Consider the following 20,308-nt stretch of genomic DNA (forward strand, 5'->3'; position numbering starts at 1 on the left):
CGGCCGACAGGCGGCTCACATAGCTTCGTCTTGATGGCACGGCAACATCGGCGGGACGGCACCATGCAGGCGACTTCAACTACACCGGCCGGCAGCTCGATCTCGACGCAGGAGATCGCGCGATTCGATGCGCTGGCGTCGCGATGGTGGGACCCGGATGGACCGATGCGGCCGCTGCACCGGATGAACCCGCTGCGGGTCGGCTGGATCGACCGCAGGCTGCGGCGTCGTGCGGGGACGCGGCTGCGCGTGCTGGATCTCGGCTGTGGCGCCGGCCTGGCAAGCGAGGCGCTGGCGGCGCTCGGCCACGATGTGCTGGGTGTCGATGCGGCGCCGGAAGCGATCACCGCGGCCCGTGCCCACCAGGCGACGCACCCGGCCGCCGCGCATGCCGGAACGCTGTCCTATCGCTGCTCGAGCGCCGAAGCACTGCTGCAGGAGGGCGAGCGGTTCGATGCCGTCATCGCGCTCGAGGTGATCGAGCACGTCGCCGAACCGGACGGCTTCCTCGACCTGCTGCGCGGACTGCTGCGGCCCGACGGGGTGATCGTGATCTCCACCCTGAACCGCACCTTGCGGTCGCTCGCCACCGCCAAGATCGGCGCGGAGTACGTGCTGCGCCTGCTACCGGCCGGCACCCATGACTGGCGCCGCTTCGTCACCCCCGCCGAGCTCGGCCGATCTGCGCACGCGGCCGGGCTGCGGGTCGCCGATCTCGCCGGCATGGTCCCCGGCCCGCAGGGCTGGCGCGAAAGCCGCGACACCGCGGTGAACTACATCGCGCTGCTGGAGAGCCAGTAGCCGGCGCTTGTCGCTGGAACTAGCGCATATGGCAGGCTGGACCGATCGAGCCGGCATAGCGGCTCCAGCGCTGCGTCTCGCCGAAGATCGGCAGAAGCAGGTAGCCGCGCAGGTTCAGCATCCCTGGGCTCGGCGACCAGATCGCGGCGTGATAGCGGCGCCCGGTCTCAGGATCGAGGATGATGCCGGCCCAGCGCCCGGGATCGTCCGCCTGCGGCCGGAAATCGGTCAGCATCATCAGGTCGCATTGCGGCCGGCCGTGGTTGTCGGTCGGCATCTTGCCGTCGTAGCGGATACCGACCAGCCGCCCACACAGCACCGGTCCACAGGACTCGATGTCGAACACGCCGTCATGGTCCTGGCTGAGCCAGAGGCCGATCGGCGCCGGCGGGGGCGGTGCAACAGCCTGCGCCCGGATGGCAGGGGCCGGCATGGCGAGGCAGGTGGCCAGGATCGCCACCCGGATCGCGGTGGCGACCCGCCCGCGCCTAGCCGTCGGCACGCGGCAGCCAGGGGATGCGGTTGACCTCGATCCCCTCGTCGGCGAGCGCCTCATACTCCTCGGAGGTCGCCTCTCCGTAGATGCCACGCGGCGGCACGGCTTCTTTTCCGGCCCTGGCTACGGCCCCGGGCTCGCCATCGCCACTCGAACGGCGGTGCATCTCGCGCGCAACCTCGGCGAAGCGATCGCCGACATCCTCGCAATGCTGCTCGATCTCCGACCTCATGCGCTGCAGGACCGCGCGCATGCGGTCGGGCAGGATGGCGGCTGTCCTCTCGGGCGAGTTGTCCGGAGGTGAAACCGGCGCAGCCTCGGGTGAAGGCGGGGCGGCGACGCGCCTGCGTCCCGAGGACCGCACCGCCGGCGCCATCAGGGCACGCGTCACCGAGCCGGACCCGCATTCCGGACAGGCCAGCAGGCCGCCCGCCGCCTGTTCCTCGAAGCCGACGGCGTCGCGGAACCAGCCCTCGAAGCCGTGCCCTGCCGGGCAGCGCAACTGGTAGTGGATCATGCGGGCAGTTTTCAGGCAGCCTTGAGCAGCGGGTCGAGACCACCTTTGCCGTCGAGCGCCACCAGGTCGTCGCAGCCGCCGATATGACGCCCACCGATGAAGACCTGGGGAACGCTGCTGCGCCCTCCGGACCGCTCGATCGACAGCTTGCGCTCCGGGGTGCCGTGCGGCGCGTTGATCTCCCGGAACTCCGCACCCTTCGAGCGCAGCAGCGCCAGGGCGCGTGCGCAGTAGGGGCAGCCAGGCTGGGTGTAGATCTCGATCTGCGGCATCGTCACGTCCGTTCCGGTTGCTCGGGGCCCGGCACCTGGCGTCGAGGCCCGCGAGCCCGCACCGTGAACCAGTCCATTCCCTCGTCTAATGGTCGTATCGCGGGCACCACCTGACAAGATGCACCCGGCTGGATGACGCGGATGCCGTTCGAGTGCCTCTACCGCGTATCCGACGCGACGCGGGGCAGATGCGGCGCGGCGCGGGCGGCTACCAGCAGATCGACCGCAGCCACGCCCGCCTGCAGCAATGCCAGTGCGCAGGCCGCAGCGGTCGATCCGGTGGTCAGCACATCGTCCACCAGCAGCACGCGCCGTCCGCGCAACGCCTCCAGCCGGTCCGGACGGCATTCGATGGCGCCGCTGATCGCCGCCGCCCGCTCCGCCGCCGGGCAGGATGCGAGGCTCCTGGTGGCCCGGGTCCGAACCAGCCCGTCGACCAGCAGCGTGCGGCCGGCGATCCGGCCGACGTGCCGGGCCAGCAGCGCCGCCTGGTTGTAGCGGCGGCTGAACAGACGTTTGCGATGCAGCGGGACGGGAAGAAGCAGATCGCACTCCTCCAGCAGGACCGCGCCGGCCCGCGCCATGTGCAACGCCAGGAAGCGGGCGTTCTCGGTGCGGTCGGCATATTTGAGCGGCAGGATGAGCTGCCGCGAGAAATCGTCGTAGCTGAAGGCGGCGCGGGCGCGCTGCCAGCTCGGCGGCCGTTCCAGGCAGGCGCCGCAGGTGCGCCCCAGGCCCGCCTCGCCGATGCTGCCGAATGCGACGCCGCAGCGTCGGCAACACGGCTCGATGATGAAATCCGCCCTCCGGAAACAGGCGGCGCAGAACTGTCCGGGCTGCGCCACCACCCGGTCGCAGGTCGGGCACTGCGGCGGCAACACCAGGTCGAGCGCGAAACGGCCGGCATGGCCGCCCCATGCGGCAGCGCCCGCGAAAGCGGAAGAGCGCAGCATCGCGACGCCTCCTCCGACGCTCGTTCTTGTTACGGAATGAAATCATGACGTGCGGACGCCAGCGGTGCAAGGTTATTGCGCCCGGCCCCGATCGTCCGCACATGCCAGGACGTGCAGGACCCCATCATCTTCGACCGCCGGGCAGTCCGGCTGCATCGCGATCGCGCCGCCGCCACGGTCGGCTCCGTCCACGACATCCTCGACGAGGCTGCCGAGCGCCTGCTCGACCGGCTGGACGACGTCAACCGGAGCTTCGGACGGGCGCTGGACATCGGAGGCCGCGGCGTAGTTGCGGCACGCCTGCGCGCGCGCGGCATCGAGACTGTCAGCATTGACCTCTCGCACTCGATGGTGTCTCGCTCGGACGCCATGCGGGTCGTCGCCGATGAGGAATGGCTGCCGTTCGGTCCCGGCAGCTTCGACCTGGTGGTGGCCAGCCTGTCGCTGCACTGGGTCAACGACCTGCCCGGCGCCCTGGTGCAGATCCGGCATGCCATGCGTCCGGACGGCCTGTTCCTCGCCAGCATGCCGGTGCTGCCGACGCTCGGCGTCTTGCGCGGCGCCCTGCTGGAGGCGGAGGTAGACCTCTGTGGCGGGGTCTCGCCTCGCATATCGCCTTTCCCGGAACTGCGCGACTGCGCCAGCCTGCTGCAACGTGCCGGGTTTGCCCTGCCGGTCGCCGACGCCGACACCGTCATGCTGGCCTATCGGGAGCCGCTGGCGCTGCTGCGGGACCTGCGCGCCGCCGGCGAGACCAATGCCGTCGCGCTGCGCCGCCGGACCACGCCGCCGCGCGATCTCGTTCCGCAGGCGTTGCACCGGCTCGGTGATCGGCGTCCCCATCAGACGGTGCTGCGCATGGCGATGATGACCGGCTGGTCGCCGTCGCCGGACCAGCCCAAGCCACTGAAGCCGGGACAGTTCACCGTGCCGCTCGCGGAGGCCATCGGGGACCGTTCGGAAGCCTTGCTGCGCGACGGGCAACCCGACTGACGCCTTGCGCGCTGGATCAGGACAATACCGAAGCAGCCTCCGGAGACATCGTTGCGAATCTTGATCCTGGCTACCCTTGCCGCCCTCGCCGGTTGCGCCACCGCATCCCCGCCGTCAGCCGACCTCTCGCCGGCAAAACCGGCGCTTGCCAGCCCGCCCGCCTCGGTGATGACGCCGCAGGGTTACTAGAAGCCGGCCAGTCGCACCACCAGCCGGGCATGATCGACCAAGCTTCCGGGCTAGCCCCCGGTGGCGCTCATGTGGCGGGCGACCCCGACCGTGTCCTGGCGCCGCCCGATGATGAAATCGTGTCCCTTCGGCTTGCGTGCGATCGCGAGACGGATCTCGTGCATCAGATCGTCGTCGCTGGCACCGCGCCGCAGTGGTTCGCGCAAGTCGGCGGCATCGTCCTGGCCGAGGCACATGTAGAGCGTGCCGGTGCAGTTCAGCCGGACGCGGTTGCAGCTCTCGCAGAAATTGTGGGTCATCGGCGTGATGAAACCCAGCCGGCGCCCGGTCTCGCCGATCCTGACGTAGCGCGCCGGTCCACCGGTGCGGTAGCCGATCTCCTGCAGGGTCCAGCGTGCCGCCAGCCGGCTGCGCACCAGCGAAAGCGGAAGGTAGCGGTCGGTACGGTCCTCGCCGGTGTCGCCCATCGGCATCGTCTCGATCAGACACAGATCGGCGCCGATCCGGCCGCACCAGGAGATGAGCTCGTCGAACTCGTCCTCGTTGACGCCGCGCATCGCCACCGTGTTGATGCGGACCGCAAGCCCCGCCGCCCGTGCGTGAGCGATGCCGTCGAGCGTCCGGTCCAGGCTGCCGACCCGCGTCACCGCCTTGAAACGCTGCGCATCGAGGGTGTCGAGGCTCACGTTGATACGCCGCACCCCGGCCTCGTACAGACCCTCGGCGAATTCGGTCAGGCGGCTGCCGTTGGTGGTGAGCGTCAGCTCGTCAAGGCCGCACTCGCCCTCGCCCCGCCCAAGCCAGAGCCCCAGTTCGCTCATGAACTCGACGACCCCGCGCCGTACCAGCGGCTCGCCACCGGTGATGCGCATGCGACGGACGCCGGAGCGGATGAAGGCACCGCACAGGCGCTGCATCTCCTCGAAGCTCAGCACCTCGGCGCGCGGCAGGAATACCATGTCCTCCGCCATGCAATAGACGCAGCGCATATCGCAGCGATCGGTGACCGATACCCGCAGATAGCTGATGGAGCGGCCGAACGGATCGGTGACGGGGGCGGAGGAGACGGGAACGGGCGTTGCCGTCCTGGGTAGCGTGATGGTCATCGAGACGTAATTTGGTACTGGATCTGCAGGTCCACCAGGGCGGCGTTGATCAGCACCTTGCCGCGATGCTCGAAATTGACGGTGACCCGCGTCCCCACCGCGGATTGCACCTGGCCCATGCCCCAGTCGCGATGCTCCGGATGCATCACCCACTGGCCCGGTTCGATCGACGTCCGGAACGTCGGCAGCCCTGCCGGCTGCCCCATCATCGGCTCGCCCATAACACCCTCCATGTTTACCGGATCTTCAGCTTGCCCGGGCATCCTCGGCTCAAGCACCGCACCCTTAAGCCCGACGCGCAACGTAGTGGAGTCTTCGGTTGGACGATCTGCTCGCCGACTTCGTGACCGAGACCCTGGAGAGCCTCTCCGAACTCGATCTCGCCCTTGTCCGCCTCGAAAAGGCCCCTGACGACCAGCCGACGATTTCCCTGATCTTCCGCCTGATCCATACGATCAAGGGCACCTGCGGTTTTCTCGGCCTGCCCCGGCTGGAGAAGGTCGCCCATGCCGGCGAAACCGTGCTCGACAAGCTTCGCACCAAGGCGCTGCGGGTCGACAGCCATTGCATCGGTCTCGTCCTTACCGCCGCCGACCGTATGCGCATGATCATCGACACGTTGTCGCGCGGGCTGGACGAGCCGGCCGGCGACGACGGCGAGCTGATCCACGCCCTGAACGAGCTGGCAGAGGGCCGCGTGGTCGCAACGGTGGTCCCGGTGGCGACGGCCGCCGCGCCCGCACCGGCAGCACCCGAACCGGCCCGCAGCGCCGCTCCCGCCACTGCCGCGATCGTCCCGCCGGAGGCCGTCGCCAAGCTCGTCGTGCCCGATCAGGTTGATGCCCACGGCGAACAGCAGAGCCGCGGCCAGACCACCATCCGCGTCGGCGTCGAGGTGCTCGAGAACCTCATGGGACTGGTCAGCGAGCTGGTGCTCACGCGCAACCAGCTGCTGCAGATCCTGCGTACCACCGGCCGCCCGGACCAGTCCGCAGGCGACGCCGCCGAGGGCAGCCTCGCGACACCGATGCAGCGCCTGTCGCAGCTCACCACCGACCTGCAGGAAGGCGTCATGAAGACGCGCATGCAGCCGATCGGCAACGCCTGGAACACGGTGCCGCGGCTGGTCCGCGACCTTGCGCACGATCTCGGCAAGAAGATCGAGCTGGTCACCATCGGCGCCGACACCGAACTCGATCGCCAGGTGCTGGAACTGATCAAGGACCCGCTCACCCACATGATCCGCAACAGCGCGGATCATGGGCTGGAGACGCCGGTCGAGCGGCGGCGGGCCGGCAAGCCGGAAACCGGGCAGATCACCCTGGCGGCTCGCCACGAAGGCGGCCACGTGGTGATCGAGATCCGCGACGACGGGCGGGGACTCGATCCGGTCAAGCTCGGCGCGCGCGCGATGACCCAGGGCCTGGTCACCGAGGAGCGGCTGCGCCGGATGAGCGAGGACGAGATCCGCCGCTTCATCTTCCATGCCGGCTTCTCGACCGCGGCAGCCATCACCTCGGTATCCGGCCGCGGAGTCGGCATGGATGTCGTACGCAGCAACATCGAGCAGATCAACGGCACCGTCGACATCGAGAGCAAGGTCGGCCAGGGCTCGCAGTTCCTGATCAAGATCCCGCTGACCCTCGCGATCGTCTCGGCCCTGGTGATCGGCTCGGCAGGCGAGCGCTTCGCCATTCCGCAGATCAGCGTGGTCGAGATCGTGCTGCCCGGCGCGCAGCCGGACATGGTGCTCGACACCATCGACGGCGCTCCCGTGCTGCGGCTGCGCAACCGCCTGCTGCCGCTGGTCTCGCTGACGCGTACGCTGCGCCTGCATACCGAAGCCGACCCCTCCGGCGACGCAGCCTGCCTCGCCGAGAAGGTCGTCGTGGTGCTGACGGTCGGCAGCCAGCGGCTCGGTCTCATCGTCGAGCATGTGTTCGATACCGAGGAGATCGTGGTCAAGCCGGTCGCTCCCGTCATCCGCAACATCCCGCTGTTCTGCGGCAACACCATCCTCGGCGACGGTGCGGTCATCATGATCCTCGATCCGCTCGGCATCGCCCGGGCGAGCGGTCTCGGCATGGCGACGGAGATACGCAGCCGTTCGGCCGATACCGGCATCGCCGCCAGCGACGGCCGCAGCGACCTGCTGCTGGTACGCGCCGGACCCGGTGCGCAGAAGGCGCTGCCTCTGGCGCTGATCGCGCGCCTGGAAATGGTGCCACGCGCCCGCATCGAGGCGACCGGATCCCGGCTGGTGACGCAATATCGCGGCGCCCTGATGCCGCTGGTCGCACTCGACCCTGCGGTCGGCTTGTCAGGCGAGCATCAGCCGGTGCTGGTGCTCAGCGACGGCGACCAGCATATCGGCCTGATGGTCGACGACATCCTGGACGTGGTCCGGGACCGGCTGGACGTCGAGATCAGCAGCGACGAGCCAGGCCTGTTCGGAACCGCCATCATCGATGGCCATGCCACCGACGTGGTCGATGCCGGCCACTTCCTGACCCGCGCCTCGCAGAACTGGTTCCGGCAGGTGGCAGCCGCCGGGCCCGTCCGCCGCCGCGTGCTGGTGGTCGAGGACAGCGACTTCTTCCGCCACCTGCTGGTGCCGAGCCTTTCGGCGGCCGGCTACGACGTCACCACGGCGAACGATGCGGAGAACGCGCTGGCGCTGCGCGACTCCGGCGAGCTCTTCGATGCCATCATCTCCGACATCGAGATGCCCGGCATGGACGGCAACAGCTTCGCTCGCAAGGTGCGCGAAGGCGGGCCCTGGTCGAAGCTGCCGATGGTGGCGCTGAGCGGCAAGGACGATGCCAAGGCCGGCCGGGAAGCCGGGTTCACCGACTACATACGCAAATTCGAGCGTGAAACCCTGCTGGCGAGCCTGGAGCAATGCCTTGCCCAGCATGTCGCCGCCTGATCCGGACGCAGCATCATGAACGCATCAGCCAGCACCGTCGCGGCCAGACCGCCGGCCAGGAACGCCACGCCCGCCGCCCTCAAGGAACGCGAGCAGGGCTTCCTCACCCTGCTCGTCGACGGCCAGCTCTGCGGCGTGCCGGTACTGTCGGTCCGCGACGTCATCGCCGAGACCGTGGTGACCCGCATTCCACTGGCGCCGCCGGAGATCGCCGGCAACATCAACCTGCGCGGCAAGATCGTCACCGCCATCGATCTCCGGCGGCGCCTCTCGCTGCGGCCCGCGCCAGCCGGCCGGCATCCTGTCGCGGTTGTCGCCGAGTTCGGCGCCGGCAGCTATGCGCTGCTGGTCGATCAGGCGCTCGAGGTGCTGACCCTGGATCCCGCCGACATCGAGCCACCGCCGCCGACGCTCGGGGCGGTCTGGATCGAGTTCAGTGCCGGGATCTTCCGGCTTCCCGACCGGCTCATGGTGGTGCTCGACATCGGCCGCCTGCTCTTCGCCGACCAGGAGGCGAAAGCGTGATGGAGGCCGTGATGACCCCGACCAACCAGTCCGTCGCAACCCGCATCCTGGTGGTGGATGACAGCCGGGTGGTGCGCAAGGTCGCACGCCGCATCCTGGAGGAAGCAGGCTACGACGTGGCAGAGGCCGGCGACGGCGCCCAGGCGCTCGCGCAATGCCATGTCACCCTGCCGGATGTCGTACTGCTCGACTGGAACATGCCGGTCATGAACGGGATCGATTGCCTGCGTGGGCTGCGGCGCGATTTCGGGCCCGACGAGCCCAGCGTCATCCTGTGCACCACCGAGAACGGCGCCGACTTCATCGTCAGCGCGATCGAGGCGGGGGCCCAGGAATACATCATGAAGCCGTTCGACGACGCCATCCTGATCGGCAAGCTGGAGCAGCTCGGCCTCACCGGTCGCCGCCAGTGAGCCGGCTGCCGCCCGTCCCCGTCGAGGCAGCCCCCACTACGCCCATCACCTCCCAGCGTGCTGCCGCGCCGATCCGCGTGCTGATCTGCGACGACAGCTTCACCGTCCGGTCCATCATCGCGCGTATCCTGCGCGCCGAGCCGGACATCGAGATCGCCGGCCTTGCCGCCGACGGCGAGAAGGCTGCCGAGGCGCTGCGCCGCGGCGGCATCGACGTGGTGGTGCTCGATGTCGAGATGCCGGTGATGGACGGCCTGACCGCCTTGCCGAAGTTGCTGAAGATCGACCCGAGCGTGCGGGTGATCATGGCGTCGTCCCTGACCACCGCGGGTGGCGCGATCGCCATGCAGGCCCTGCAGGCCGGCGCCGCCGACTATGTTCCCAAGCCGGCCGCAAACCAGACCGACGAGTTCGTCCGCGAGATCCTCGCCAAGATCCGTGGCCAGGCCCGCCTGCGTCGCCAGCGGGCCGCGCCGGCGACGCCACGCCCGCCGGCCACCGTCCGCGCCACGCCGGTCGCCGCTGGCGCGACCCGTCCGGCGAAGGCGCCGCGCCTGCTGGCCATCGGCAGCTCGACCGGCGGCCCCCAGGCCCTGTTCGGCTTCTTCCGGGCCCTCACCCAGCCGCTGCGGGTGCCGATCGTCGTGACCCAGCACATGCCGCCGGTGTTCACGCGCAGCCTCGCCGAGCATATCGCGCGCCTCGGCGCGCGTGGCTGCACCGAGGCGGTCGACGACGAGCTGCTGGCCCCGGACCGCATCTACGTCGCGCCCGGCGACCGGCATCTCGCCATCCTTGCGCGGGGGCCCGACCTGTACGTCCAGCTCACCAGCGAGCCGCCGGAAAACTCCTGCCGGCCGGCGGTCGATGCGATGCTGCGCTCGGCCACCGCCGCCTGCGCCGGCCGCGTGCTGGCCGTGATCCTGACCGGGATGGGCCAGGACGGGCTGCGCGGGGCGCAGGGACTGGTCGAGGCGGGAGGCTGCGTGCTCGCCCAGGACGAAGCCAGCAGCGTCGTCTGGGGTATGCCAGGCGCGGTGGCGAAGGCCGGCATCTGCCACGCCGTGCTCGGGATCGATGAACTTGCCGCCAAGGTCACGCAAATCATGAATTCGACCCCATGACCAGCTTCGAAGAGATCGCCACCCTGGTGAAGAGCCGCTCCGGCCTCACCCTGGGCCCGGACAAGACATACCTGCTGGAGACTAGGCTCGAGGCGATCGCCCGCCGCCTCGGGGTCGCGGGCTACGAGGCGCTGGCACCCCTGCTGCGTCACGACCGCCTCCTGCAAGCCGAGGTCGTCGAAGCCCTGACCACCAACGAGACCCTGTTCTTTCGCGACACCCGCCCCTTCGACCACGTTCGCACCGTGGGGGTGCCGCGCCTGCTGGCCGGGCGGCCGGGCAACGCGCCGCTGCGCGTATGGTCGGCCGCCGCGTCGACCGGCCAGGAAGCCTATTCGCTGGCAATGCTGTTCAGCGAGATGGGCGCGGCACTCTGCGGACGTGCCGTCCAGATCCTCGGTACCGACATCGCCCGCATCCCGCTCGCGCGCGCCAGGGAGGGCCTCTACAGCCAGTTCGAGGTGCAGCGTGGTCTGCCCGCCCGGATGCTGGTGAAGTATTTCCGCAAGGAGGACGAGAGCTGGCGGCTCATCAAGCCGATCCGCGACATGGTCGAGTTCCGCGAGTGGAATCTGCTGTCGGACGCCGGCTCGCTGGGCCGTTTCGACATCATCTTCTGCCGCAACGTGCTGATCTATTTCGATCCGCCTACGAAATCGCGGGTGCTGGAGATGCTGACCGCCCGGCTTGTCCCGGGCGGGCTGCTGTTCCTCGGCGCGGCGGAGTCGGTCACCGGCCTGACCAGCTCGCTGCGGCCGGTCGGAGGCGAGCATTTCGTGTTCGAGGTGCCCCGGGTGGCCGCTACCGTCGGCTAGGCGGCCAGGGCATGTCGCCTGATCGCTCAGTGGCCGGCGTTTTCTCCGGAGAAATCCGGGGCTTTCAGGCCGGACTGCTCGAGCTGTTCGGTCAGCGCCGACTTCAGGCGGTCCAGCGCGGCCTCGCTCGCGCCCTCGGCACGGGCGACCAGCACCGCCTGGGTGTTGGAGGCACGCAGCAGCCACCAGCCATCGTCGGTGCGCACGCGCACGCCATCGATGGCCGACACCCTTGCACCGGACGTCTTGAGCCTGGCCGCGACCTCCTCGATCACCTGGAACTTGCGGGTATCCTCGCAGTCGAAGCGCAGTTCCGGCGTGCTGACCGAATGCGGCAACGCCTCCTTCACGTCCGACAACGGGCCACTCATGCGCGCAACGATGCCGAGCATGCGCACCGCGGCATAGAGCGCGTCGTCGAAGCCGTACCACTTGTCGGCGAAGAACACATGGCCCGACATCTCCCCGGCCAGCGGCGAGCCGGTCTCGGCCATCTTCGCCTTGATCAGCGAGTGCCCGGTCTTCCACATCAGCGGATTACCGCCGGCGCGGGTGACCTCGTCGAACAGCACCTGGCTCGCCTTGACGTCGGCGATGATCGTCGCACCCGGATGGTCGCGCAGCACGTCGCGAGCCAGGACGATCAGGATCTGGTCGCCCCACAGGATCTGGCCCTTGTTGTCGACCACGCCGATGCGGTCGGCATCGCCGTCGAACGCGATGCCGATGTCGGCCTGCTTCTCATGCACCGCCGCGATCAGCTGCTCGAGGTTCTTGGCGACCGTCGGGTCCGGATGGTGCGCCGGGAAGCGGCCGTCGATCTCGCCGTTCAGCACCGTGTGCTCGCCGGGCAGCGACCGCACCAGCCGCTGCAGGACCTCGCCGGCCGAGCTGTTGCCGTTGTCCCAGATCACCTTGAGCAGCCGGTCGCCGCCATCCCAGTCCGAGATCAGGCGCGCCACGTAGTCGTGCGCGATGTCGATGCGACGGTCGCTGCCCTCGGCCTCGGGGGCCACATCCGGCGCCGACGCCATCCGCCCGAGCTCCTTGATCTGGGCGCCGAAGAACGGCTTGCGGCCCAGCATCATCTTGAAGCCGTTGTAGTCCGGCGGGTTATGGCTGCCGGTCACCATGATCGCGCCGTCGGTCGCCAGCGTGGTGGCGGCGTAGTACAGCATCGGCGTCGGGCAGCGGCCGACCCGCAGCACCTCGATGCCGCTCGCCTTCAGCCCGCTGACCAGTGACTCCTCCAGCTCCGGCGACGACAGCCGACCATCGTAGCCGACCGCCACCACATGGCCGCCGGTGCGGACGACGATGCTGCCGAAGGTCCGCCCGATCGCGAAGGCATCCGCCGGATGCAGCGACTTCCCGACGATGCCGCGTATGTCGTACTCGCGGAGACTGGTAGGATCGAAGTCGTGACGGAACGTCATCAGAGGCGCTCGCAGTAATACTTGAGGAATTCCCGTACCTGTGGCCCCAGGTCCGCACGCTCCAGCGCGAAAGCGATCTGCGCCTCCAGGAAGCCGACCTTGTCACCGCAGTCGAACCGCTTGCCTTCGTAGCGCAGGCCATGGAACGGCACCGTTCCGATCATCTTGGCCATCGCATCGGTCAACTGCACCTCGTTGCCGGCACCGCGCTCCAGCCTGGACAGGTGCGTCATCACGTCGGCGGTCAGCACGTAGCGGCCGATGATCGAGAGGTTCGACGGAGCGTCGGCCGGCTTCGGCTTCTCGACCAGCCCGGTCACCTCGACCATCCTGCCGTCATCCGCACCGACCTTCAGGATGCCGTAGCGGTTGGTGTGCTCGTGCGGCACCTCGGTCACCGCGACCACGTTGCCGCCGGTCTCGTGATAGGCATCGGCCAGCTGCTTCAGGCACGGCGTCTTGCTGAGGATGATGTCGTCCGGCAGCAGGATCGCGAACGGGTCGTCGCCGATGAACGAGCGCGCGCACCAGATCGCATGACCGAGCCCGAGCGGCTCCTGCTGGCGCACCGAAACGATCGAGCCGGGCTCCATCTCGGAAGCCCGCAACGCCTCCAGGGCTTCCGGCTTGTTGCGCTGCTTGAGGGTGGATTCGAGCTCGTATGCTTTGTCGAAATACTCGACCAGCGCGGTCTTGCCACGTCCGGTGATCATGCAGAACTGCTCGATCCCGGCCGCCCGGGCCTCGTCGATCGAATACTGGATCAGCGGCCGGTCCACGACCGGAAGCATCTCCTTGGCCATCGCCTTGGTGGCGGGCAGGAAGCGCGTTCCGAGGCCGGCTACCGGCAGGACCGCCTTACGCAGTGGCTTGATCACGTCATACAACCCTTATCAGCTCGGACCCGCTGGCCCAGATCGACGCGCGACCGTAGCAGAACACGGCGCAGGCCTGGGTAGCCCTTCGGTAACACTCTGCCAAGAACCGGTGCCTCTTGCGGGCCGACCGGTCGCAGGCTCAGCCGGTATGCTGCTCGGCCTGCAGCGCCGCCAGCGCGGTGAGGTTGACGATCGCCCGCGCGGTGGCACTGCCGGCCAGGGTGTGGATCGGCTTGCAGGCGCCGAGCGTGATCGGCCCGATCTGCAGGCCCTCGCCGGCTGCCTTGAGCAGGTTGAAGCTGATATTGGCCGCATCCAGCGTCGGCATGATCAGCAGGTTGGCGGTGCCGCTCAGCCGGCCCGACGTCATCACCCGGTCGCGCAGGGTCTCGCTCAGCGCCGCGTCGCCCTGCATCTCGCCATCCACCTCGAGGTCGGGCGCGTGCTCATGCAGCAGCGCCAGCGCAGTCCGCATCTTGCGCGCGGACTCCGAGTTGCTGGCGCCGAACGAGGAGTGCGACAGCAGCGCCGCCCGAGGCGTGATGCCGAACATGCGGACCGCGTCGGCCGCCAGCATGGTCATCTCCATGATCTGCTCGGCGGTCGGATCGAGGTTGAAATGGGTGTCGCAGAAGAACAGCACGCCGTTCGACTGGATCAGCCCGGACAACGCATACAGCCTCGTCACCGACGGGCGGCGCGGTATCACCGGATGCCAGTAGTGCATGTGCCGCCACCAGTCGCCATGGCCGCCGACCAGCGCCGCATCGACCAGCCCCGCATGCAGCAGCATGGCGGCCGCCACCGTCGGACGACGCTGCAACTGGCGTTCGGCCATCACCGGCGGCACGCCCTTGCGCTCCACCATCTTGAGATAAGGCTCGATCAGCGGACCGAACACCGCGGTGTCCTCCTCCGGATCCAGCACCTCGACATCCTGTCCCGGCGTCATGCGCAGCCCCAGGCTCTGGATGCGGCCGGCGATGACCCGGTGACGGCCGACCAGTACCGGCCGTGCCAGCCTGTCGTCGATCACCGTCTGCACCGCGCGCAGCACGCGGTCGTCCTCGCCCTCGGCATACACGATGCGCTTGTTGGCCCTGCGCGCCACCTCGAAGATCGGCCGCATGACCTGGCCGGAGCGGAACACGAAGACCTCGAGGTCGTCCTTGTATTCGTCGAAGTCGGTGATCGGGCGCGTCGCCACCCCGGTGCGCATCGCAGCCCTGGCCACCGCCGGCGCCACGTGCAGGATCAGGCGCGGGTCGAACGGCTTCGGGATGATGTATTCCGGGCCGAACGCCGGCGCCTCGCCGCCATAGGCGGCTGTCACCACCTCGCTCGCCTCGACCCGGGCCAGGGCGGCGATCGCCTCGACGGCGGCCACCTTCATTTCCTCGTTGATCTCGGTGGCGCCGACATCGAGCGCACCGCGGAAGATGAACGGGAAGCACAGCACGTTGTTGACCTGGTTCGGATAATCCGACCGGCCGGTGGCGATGATGGCGTCCGGGCGCACCGCGCGCGCAAGGTCGGGCAGGATCTCCGGCTCCGGATTGGCGAGGGCCAGGATGAATGGCTTGGCCGCCATCTGCGCCAGCCATTCCGGCTTCAGCACGCGCGGCGCGGACAGGCCGAGGAACACGTCGGCGTCGACCAGCACCTCGGACAGGGCGCGCGCGTCGGTGCGCCGGGCATAGCGCGCCATGTTCGGCTGCATCTCGTCGCCGCGGCCTTCGTACACCACGCCCTTGATGTCGGTGAGCGTCACGTTCTCGATGTGCAGGCCCATCTGCACCAGCAGGTCGACGCAGGCGAGCGCCGCCGCCCCTGCCCCGGACGTCACCAGCTTCACGTCGGACAGCGTCTTGCCCTGCACCTCGAGCCCGTTGCGGACCGCGGCGGCGGCGACGATCGCGGTGCCGTGCTGGTCGTCATGGAATACCGGGATGCCCATGCGGGCACGCAGCTCGGCCTCGATGCGGAAGCACTCGGGGGCCTTGATGTCCTCGAGGTTGATGGCGCCGAAGGTCGGCTCCAGCGCCGCCACAACCTCGATGAAGCGGTCGGGATCGGCGGCGTCGACCTCGATGTCGAACACGTCGATGCCGGCGAACTTCTTGAACAGGACCGCCTTGCCCTCCATCACCGGCTTGCCGGCGAGCGGGCCGATATTGCCCAGCCCAAGCACCGCGGTGCCATTGGAGATCACGCCGACCAGGTTGCCTCGGGCCGTGTAGTCGCGGGCCTTGGAGGGATCGGCCTGGATCTCCTCGCAGGCGGCGGCGACCCCTGGCGAGTAGGCAAGGGCCAGGTCGCGCTGCGTCGCCATGCGCTTGGTGGGTGTGACGGAGAGCTTACCGGGGGTCGGCAACCGGTGGTAGTCGAGTGCCGCCTTCCTGAAATCGTCGTCCATCCGCCTGTTTCCCCTTCAGCCTCGGGGGCAGACAGGACCACTCCCGGCGTGACCGGGCAAGGGGTCCGGGACACCAGGTAACGGGATGAACTGGTGCGGTCGAGAAGACTCGAACTTCCACGGGGTTTCCCCCACAAGCACCTCAAGCTTGCGCGTCTACCATTCCGCCACGACCGCACCGTGACTTCCTGCACCGCCTGCGCGATACGGGTCGACGGGGGGGCGTATAACCGATGGCCGATCAGACGGCAATGACCGCGGCAGTGTCCGACGCGACAGGCGTCGAATGGCGGCACCATGCCGACCCGGTCGGCTATCCGGAGGCGGTGCTGGCGATGCAGGACCGGGTCGCGGCGATCCGCGCCGGCGGCGCCCCCGAAGCGATCTGGCTGCTGGAGCACCCGCCATTGTTCACCTCGGGCACCTCGGCACGCCCGGAGGATCTGTTCAACCCGCTCGGTCTTGCGACCTACGCCGCCGGGCGCGGTGGGCAGTGGACCTATCACGGTCCGGGACAGCGCGTGGCCTATGTCATGCTGGACCTGCAGCGGCCGCACGGCGCGGTGCCGCCACGCGACATACGGGCCTACGTGCAGGCGCTGGAGCAGTGGCTGATCCGGACCCTGGCGGCCTTCGGCGTGCAGGCCGGCACCCGCGACGGCCGGGTCGGCGTCTGGGTGCGCGATCCCGAGACCGGGGGCGACAGCAAGATCGCGGCCCTCGGGGTGCGCGTCAGCCGCTGGGTCAGCTGGCACGGCGTGTCGTTGAACGTCGATCCCGACCTCGCGCATTTCGACGGCATCGTGCCATGCGGCCTGCGCGAACATGGCGTGACCAGCCTGCACGCACTGGGCGTACGGGCCACGCTGGACGAGGTCGACGCGCAACTGCGGGCAAACTGGGCCGCCTGCTTCGGCTGAAGCCGCCGCGCGGTGGGCTTCGGGCCGACCTGCGCCGCAGGAAAGCGGACGAGCGGCGCGATCAGGCTGCCTGCGGCCGGAACAGGCCAGGGTCCAGGGCAAGTCCGGCCTGCGGGTCGATCAGGTGGAAGCTGGTGCGCTGCCGCCTTGCATCCACCGCCTCCAGGCCGACAAGCTGCAATGCGCCGGTGTCGTTGAAGACCAGCGTCAGCAGGCCCTGCGCCGGGTTGCTGGTGCGTGCGAGGGAGGCCTGCAGCACGCCCGCGCGCCGCTGGATGTCGGTCACCGTGATGTCGCCCGACAGGCGCAGCCCGGGCACCAGCAGCAGCCCGAGCGGGTTGCTCGACAGCGCGATGCGGGTGGTGCTGTCGTCAGACTCGCGGTGCGCCACCAGATGGGTGCCGGTCGCCACCACCTCCATGCGCGCCGGCTGCTCGTAGTCGATCCGCAGCTTGCCGGGCTCGTACCAGACGATGCCGCTGCTGGTCGCGCCGTCGGCGCCGATCTGCAGGAAGCGGGCGCGCAGCCCGTGCAGCCCGTCGAGATAGGCCTGGATGCGGTCGACGTCCGCCTGCTCCTGCGGCGACAGCACCGGCCGTACGGCGCAGGCGCCGCTCAGCAAGGTCAGGGCGAGGGCGGCCATCCTGCGACGGCTCAGCACTATCGGTCTCAGATCGGCGCCCTCCCGGCTGGGTCGGCGAGCGTGTAGAACAGCCGGCCGGTGCTGGAAAGGCTCGGGTTGTAGAACGGGTCCTGCCGGAAGAAGGCGCGGTCGCCCCAGCGCTCGAGCATCACCTGGCGCTCGCGGAAGAAGCGCGCCTCCTGCTCGGGCCGCAGGTCGCTGCCGCGCGACAGGCTCTCCAGATGCTCGGCCAGCACCTCGGCGCACCACACCACCCGCCAGCCGCGCTCGTGCGCCTTCAGGCAGAGATCGACATCGTTGTAGGCGACCGGCAGGCCGACCTCGTCGAAGCCGCCGATTTCGCGGAACAGGGCGGCGCGCACCATCATGCAGGCGCCGGTCACCGCCATCAGCTCCTGGCTCAGCCGGGCGCGGCCGACATAGCCGTACTCGCTCCCCGGCAGTCCGAGATGCGGATGCGCCGCGACGCCATGCATCCCGACCAGCACGCCGGCGTGCTGCACCGTGCGGTCGGGATAGAGCAGCTTGGCGCCGACGATGCCGACGTCGGAGCCGGCGGTGATCTCGCCGAGCATGCGGTGCAGCCAGCGCGGATCGCTGATGCGAACGTCGTTGTTGAGGAACACGAAATACCTGGCGTCGCTGCCGGCGACGGCGAGATTGTTCAGCCGGGCATAGTTGAAGCCCTCCTCGATGCGCAGCACGCGAACCCGCGGCTCGCTCCGCATCTCGGCCAGGAACTCCTGCAGCTCGGGCGCGGTCGACCAGTTGTCGACCAGCACGAGTTCGTAGGTCTCATATTCGGTATGCCGCAGCAGCGAGAGCACGCAGGCGCGGGTGATCGCGATCTGGTCGCGGAACGGGACGATCACGCTGATGGCCGGCAGCGGTCCCGTGCTGTCCGGCGCCCACTCCACCCGGTAGATGCTGAGGCGGTCGATGGCGTCTACCTGCGCCGGATGGCCGGTGCGGAGGAGGTGGTCGGCGACGCAGCGAACGCCGGCCTCGACCGCATACTGCTTGTTGGACACGCTGGCGGCGGTGGAGTTCGGCGTGATGCGCCAGTGGTAGAGCAGCTCGGGCACGTGGTGGATGCGGCCGGGCGGCAGGATCTCGCTGCAGCGCAGGACGAAGTCGTGATCCTGGGCGCCGTCGTATTCGCGCCGCAGCGGACCGACGCGCAGCATCGTCGCGGTATCGACCATCGTCAGGTGACAGACATAGTTGCAGCCGAGCAGGTAGCGGTAGTTCCAGTCGGGCTTGAAGTTGGGCTCGCGGTAGGTGCCGCCGCGGTCGATCTTGTCTTCGTCGGAATAGAGCAGGAGGGCGCCGGTCGTCGCCGCCGCGCGCACCATGACTTCCAGGGCAACATCGACGAGCAGGTCGTCATGATCGAAGAACGCGGTCCATTGTCCGCGCGCCGACTGCATCGCGAGCGACGTGGCGCGCGCGATGCCCACGTTGCGGCTGCGCCTGATGCAGCGGATGCGCGGATCCTGCCGGCAGAACGCCTCGATGCACGCGGTCAGCTCGTCCGACTTGCTGCCGTCGTCGACGATGACCAGCTCCCATCGGTCATAGGTCTGCGCGATGACGCTTTCGACGGCAGCGACGAAGTCCGGCACATACGGCCGCCAGGTCGGCAGCAGCACGCTGACCAGGGGCGTCGCGCAGGCCTCGCCGCCGGCGCTTGCCGCCAGCGCGCGCCCGGCCACGACGCGGGCCCGCAGGGTGTCGTAATAGCTCCGCGCCCAGCGATCGAAATCCTCCAGGTGGTAGCCTTCCGACGGCAGCAGCAGGTCGAGCTCGCTGCGCATGCGGGCAAGCTCGGATTGCAGACGGCCCATGCCGGCCGCCAGCGTGCGCAGCCGCACCTCGTGCAGATCGGAGACGGTGGTGGTGAGCAGCGGGCTGCCGGCCAGTTCAAGCATCCCGGGTAGCGCGAACGCGCGATAGCGGCGCGGCCCGCCGCCGCGCAGATCCGGCGGCACCACGAACTCGAAACCGCAGCACGGATCGCTGTCGTTGGCGGCACCGACGTCGCCGCGCATCCGGTCGGCGCGCGCCAGCCCGATGCGCACGTCGTCGCAGGTGATGAGCACGGTTCCGGCGGCAGTCGTCGCGCCGTCGGGGCCGAGCGGACGCAGCGTCCAGCCGCGCAGGATGTTGTGCGCCATGCCGTCGAGATGGCCGCGCAGATCGGCCCGCTGCGGCTCGGTGAATGCAAGCGATGGCGCCAGGCTGCCGACGCCACCGGCGCCCATGTACGACAGCACGCCGCCATCGGGCAGCCGGAAGCTCAGCACGTGCGGCGTGGCGGTGAAATACCGCGCCGGAATGTCGTAGGAGAAGCCGACCCGTGCGGAGGTAAGGCCGAGTGCCGCACGCACATCCTCGCGCACGCCGTCGCACAATACCTGGTCGACCACCTCGCCATCGACCAGGACGGACAGCACGACGATGCGCTGTGCCGCCTGCAGGTCGGTAGCCCAGCCGGAAGCCTGGGCCGCCTCGTAGCGGTCGAAATAGCCGCCGAATCCGCCGCGGGCTCTGCCGGGGCCGCCATCAGCCTTGCCGGTCGCACGCGCCGTGTCCGCCACCATGGTCTCCTGCAGAGTTCAGCCTACACCGCATCGGCCGAGAAGTGCGAAACGGCGCTGTAACAATCGAGCTTCGATTTGTTGCTACAGCCGCCGAACCCTACCGACGGGTTCAAGTATCGAAGTCAACGACATATTACCTGCCTATCTTGTTCAAGTCTGAAACGGCCGGGCATTCAGGGATTTTTGTTTACATCTTCGATACGAATTCATTACGGTGAGCTAAGGGGATAACGCTGCATTAACTTTCCCAAGTCGGAGGCCGAGATGCCTTGCTGGCTC

General features: G+C 68.9%; 20 protein-coding genes and 1 tRNA gene. 9 read left to right on the plus strand and 12 right to left on the minus strand.

Going from position 1 to position 20,308, the window contains the following annotated elements:
• Positions 1 to 33 precede the first annotated feature (33 nt).
• Positions 34 to 801: a bifunctional 2-polyprenyl-6-hydroxyphenol methylase/3-demethylubiquinol 3-O-methyltransferase UbiG gene (gene ubiG, locus FE263_RS01530; protein WP_408886128.1), complete on the plus strand. Its 768-nt coding sequence runs from the start codon at positions 34 to 36 to the stop codon at positions 799 to 801.
• A 19-nt stretch (positions 802 to 820) separates the two neighbouring features.
• Here ubiG and FE263_RS01535 read toward each other — a convergent pair whose 3' ends face one another.
• The 4 genes from FE263_RS01535 to FE263_RS01550 form a co-directional block, all read right to left on the minus strand.
• Complete coding sequence (locus tag FE263_RS01535) at positions 821 to 1,303, minus strand: DUF2147 domain-containing protein (protein WP_240758935.1); 483 nt, start codon at positions 1,301 to 1,303, stop codon at positions 821 to 823.
• Positions 1,290 to 1,814 (minus strand): DUF1178 family protein, encoded by a 525-nt coding sequence (locus tag FE263_RS01540; RefSeq protein WP_138324186.1) that lies wholly within the window; start codon positions 1,812 to 1,814, stop codon positions 1,290 to 1,292. The genes FE263_RS01535 and FE263_RS01540 overlap by 14 nt, the downstream gene beginning before the upstream one ends.
• An 11-nt stretch (positions 1,815 to 1,825) precedes the next feature.
• Positions 1,826 to 2,086 carry a glutaredoxin 3 gene (gene grxC / locus FE263_RS01545; protein WP_138324877.1) on the minus strand — a complete coding sequence of 87 codons (261 nt, stop codon included), beginning with the start codon at positions 2,084 to 2,086 and terminating at the stop codon, positions 1,826 to 1,828.
• 158 nt (positions 2,087 to 2,244) lie between these two features.
• The gene (locus FE263_RS01550; protein WP_138324187.1) at positions 2,245 to 3,039 is read right to left on the minus strand and encodes a ComF family protein; all 795 of its coding nucleotides are present in this window, start codon (positions 3,037 to 3,039) and stop codon (positions 2,245 to 2,247) included.
• A 111-nt stretch (positions 3,040 to 3,150) separates the two neighbouring features.
• On the opposite strand from FE263_RS01550, the gene FE263_RS01555 reads away from it, so the two are divergent.
• Both FE263_RS01555 and FE263_RS21965 read left to right on the plus strand, forming a co-directional pair.
• On the plus strand, positions 3,151 to 4,032 hold the full coding sequence (locus FE263_RS01555; RefSeq protein WP_138324188.1) for a methyltransferase domain-containing protein: 882 nt from the start codon (positions 3,151 to 3,153) through the stop codon (positions 4,030 to 4,032).
• A 51-nt stretch (positions 4,033 to 4,083) separates the two neighbouring features.
• The gene (locus FE263_RS21965; RefSeq protein WP_171033881.1) at positions 4,084 to 4,221 is read left to right on the plus strand and encodes a hypothetical protein; all 138 of its coding nucleotides are present in this window, start codon (positions 4,084 to 4,086) and stop codon (positions 4,219 to 4,221) included.
• A gap of 50 nt (positions 4,222 to 4,271) precedes the next feature.
• Here FE263_RS21965 and moaA read toward each other — a convergent pair whose 3' ends face one another.
• Together moaA and FE263_RS01565 are read right to left on the minus strand one after the other, a co-directional pair.
• Positions 4,272 to 5,327 (minus strand): GTP 3',8-cyclase MoaA, encoded by a 1,056-nt coding sequence (gene moaA / locus FE263_RS01560; protein ID WP_138324189.1) that lies wholly within the window; start codon positions 5,325 to 5,327, stop codon positions 4,272 to 4,274.
• Complete coding sequence (locus FE263_RS01565) at positions 5,324 to 5,548, minus strand: DUF3553 domain-containing protein (RefSeq protein WP_240758936.1); 225 nt, start codon at positions 5,546 to 5,548, stop codon at positions 5,324 to 5,326. Before FE263_RS01565 ends, moaA begins: the two co-directional genes overlap by 4 nt.
• 98 nt (positions 5,549 to 5,646) lie before the next feature.
• Here FE263_RS01565 and FE263_RS01570 point away from each other — a divergent pair, with 98 nt between their 5' ends.
• The 5 genes from FE263_RS01570 to FE263_RS01590 are packed head-to-tail and all read left to right on the plus strand — an operon-like array spanning position 5,647 to position 11,133.
• Positions 5,647 to 8,256 (plus strand): hybrid sensor histidine kinase/response regulator, encoded by a 2,610-nt coding sequence (locus tag FE263_RS01570; protein ID WP_138324190.1) that lies wholly within the window; start codon positions 5,647 to 5,649, stop codon positions 8,254 to 8,256.
• Between the two features lie 15 nt (positions 8,257 to 8,271).
• Complete coding sequence (locus FE263_RS01575) at positions 8,272 to 8,781, plus strand: chemotaxis protein CheW (RefSeq protein WP_138324191.1); 510 nt, start codon at positions 8,272 to 8,274, stop codon at positions 8,779 to 8,781.
• The gene (locus FE263_RS01580) at positions 8,781 to 9,194 is read left to right on the plus strand and encodes a response regulator (RefSeq protein ID WP_240759007.1); all 414 of its coding nucleotides are present in this window, start codon (positions 8,781 to 8,783) and stop codon (positions 9,192 to 9,194) included. Before FE263_RS01575 ends, FE263_RS01580 begins: the two co-directional genes overlap by 1 nt.
• Positions 9,191 to 10,318, plus strand: coding sequence for a protein-glutamate methylesterase/protein-glutamine glutaminase (locus tag FE263_RS01585; protein WP_240758937.1), 1,128 nt, complete (start codon positions 9,191 to 9,193; stop codon positions 10,316 to 10,318). Before FE263_RS01580 ends, FE263_RS01585 begins: the two co-directional genes overlap by 4 nt.
• A complete protein-coding gene (locus FE263_RS01590; protein ID WP_138324192.1) occupies positions 10,315 to 11,133 on the plus strand; it encodes a CheR family methyltransferase in 819 nt (272 codons plus the stop codon). Before FE263_RS01585 ends, FE263_RS01590 begins: the two co-directional genes overlap by 4 nt.
• A gap of 26 nt (positions 11,134 to 11,159) precedes the next feature.
• Here the strand turns inward: FE263_RS01590 and pgmG are convergent, their stop codons facing one another.
• The 4 genes from pgmG to FE263_RS01610 form a co-directional block, all read right to left on the minus strand.
• Entirely contained in the window at positions 11,160 to 12,569 is a 1,410-nt protein-coding gene (gene pgmG / locus FE263_RS01595; protein ID WP_138324193.1) for a phosphoglucomutase/phosphomannomutase PgmG, read from the minus strand.
• Positions 12,569 to 13,447, minus strand: a complete 879-nt coding sequence (gene galU, locus FE263_RS01600; RefSeq protein ID WP_138324194.1) for a UTP--glucose-1-phosphate uridylyltransferase GalU — start codon at positions 13,445 to 13,447, stop codon at positions 12,569 to 12,571. The genes pgmG and galU overlap by 1 nt, the downstream gene beginning before the upstream one ends.
• Positions 13,448 to 13,586: 139 nt before the next feature.
• The gene (locus FE263_RS01605; protein WP_138324195.1) at positions 13,587 to 15,863 is read right to left on the minus strand and encodes an NADP-dependent malic enzyme; all 2,277 of its coding nucleotides are present in this window, start codon (positions 15,861 to 15,863) and stop codon (positions 13,587 to 13,589) included.
• 91 nt (positions 15,864 to 15,954) lie between these two features.
• A tRNA-Leu gene (locus FE263_RS01610) sits at positions 15,955 to 16,040 on the minus strand.
• A gap of 56 nt (positions 16,041 to 16,096) precedes the next feature.
• On the opposite strand from FE263_RS01610, the gene lipB reads away from it, so the two are divergent.
• Positions 16,097 to 16,783, plus strand: a complete 687-nt coding sequence (gene lipB / locus FE263_RS01615) for a lipoyl(octanoyl) transferase LipB (RefSeq protein WP_408886130.1) — start codon at positions 16,097 to 16,099, stop codon at positions 16,781 to 16,783.
• Positions 16,784 to 16,844: 61 nt separating this feature from the next.
• Here the strand turns inward: lipB and FE263_RS01620 are convergent, their stop codons facing one another.
• Together FE263_RS01620 and FE263_RS01625 are read right to left on the minus strand one after the other, a co-directional pair.
• Positions 16,845 to 17,426, minus strand: coding sequence for a LolA family protein (locus FE263_RS01620; RefSeq protein WP_138324196.1), 582 nt, complete (start codon positions 17,424 to 17,426; stop codon positions 16,845 to 16,847).
• Between the two features lie 26 nt (positions 17,427 to 17,452).
• On the minus strand, positions 17,453 to 20,026 hold the full coding sequence (locus FE263_RS01625) for a glycosyltransferase family 2 protein (protein ID WP_171033882.1): 2,574 nt from the start codon (positions 20,024 to 20,026) through the stop codon (positions 17,453 to 17,455).
• Positions 20,027 to 20,308: the final 282 nt, after the last annotated feature.

It is taken from the genome of Lichenicoccus roseus, assembly GCF_005844085.1.
Taxonomy (GTDB): Bacteria; Pseudomonadota; Alphaproteobacteria; order Acetobacterales; family Acetobacteraceae; genus Lichenicoccus; species Lichenicoccus roseus.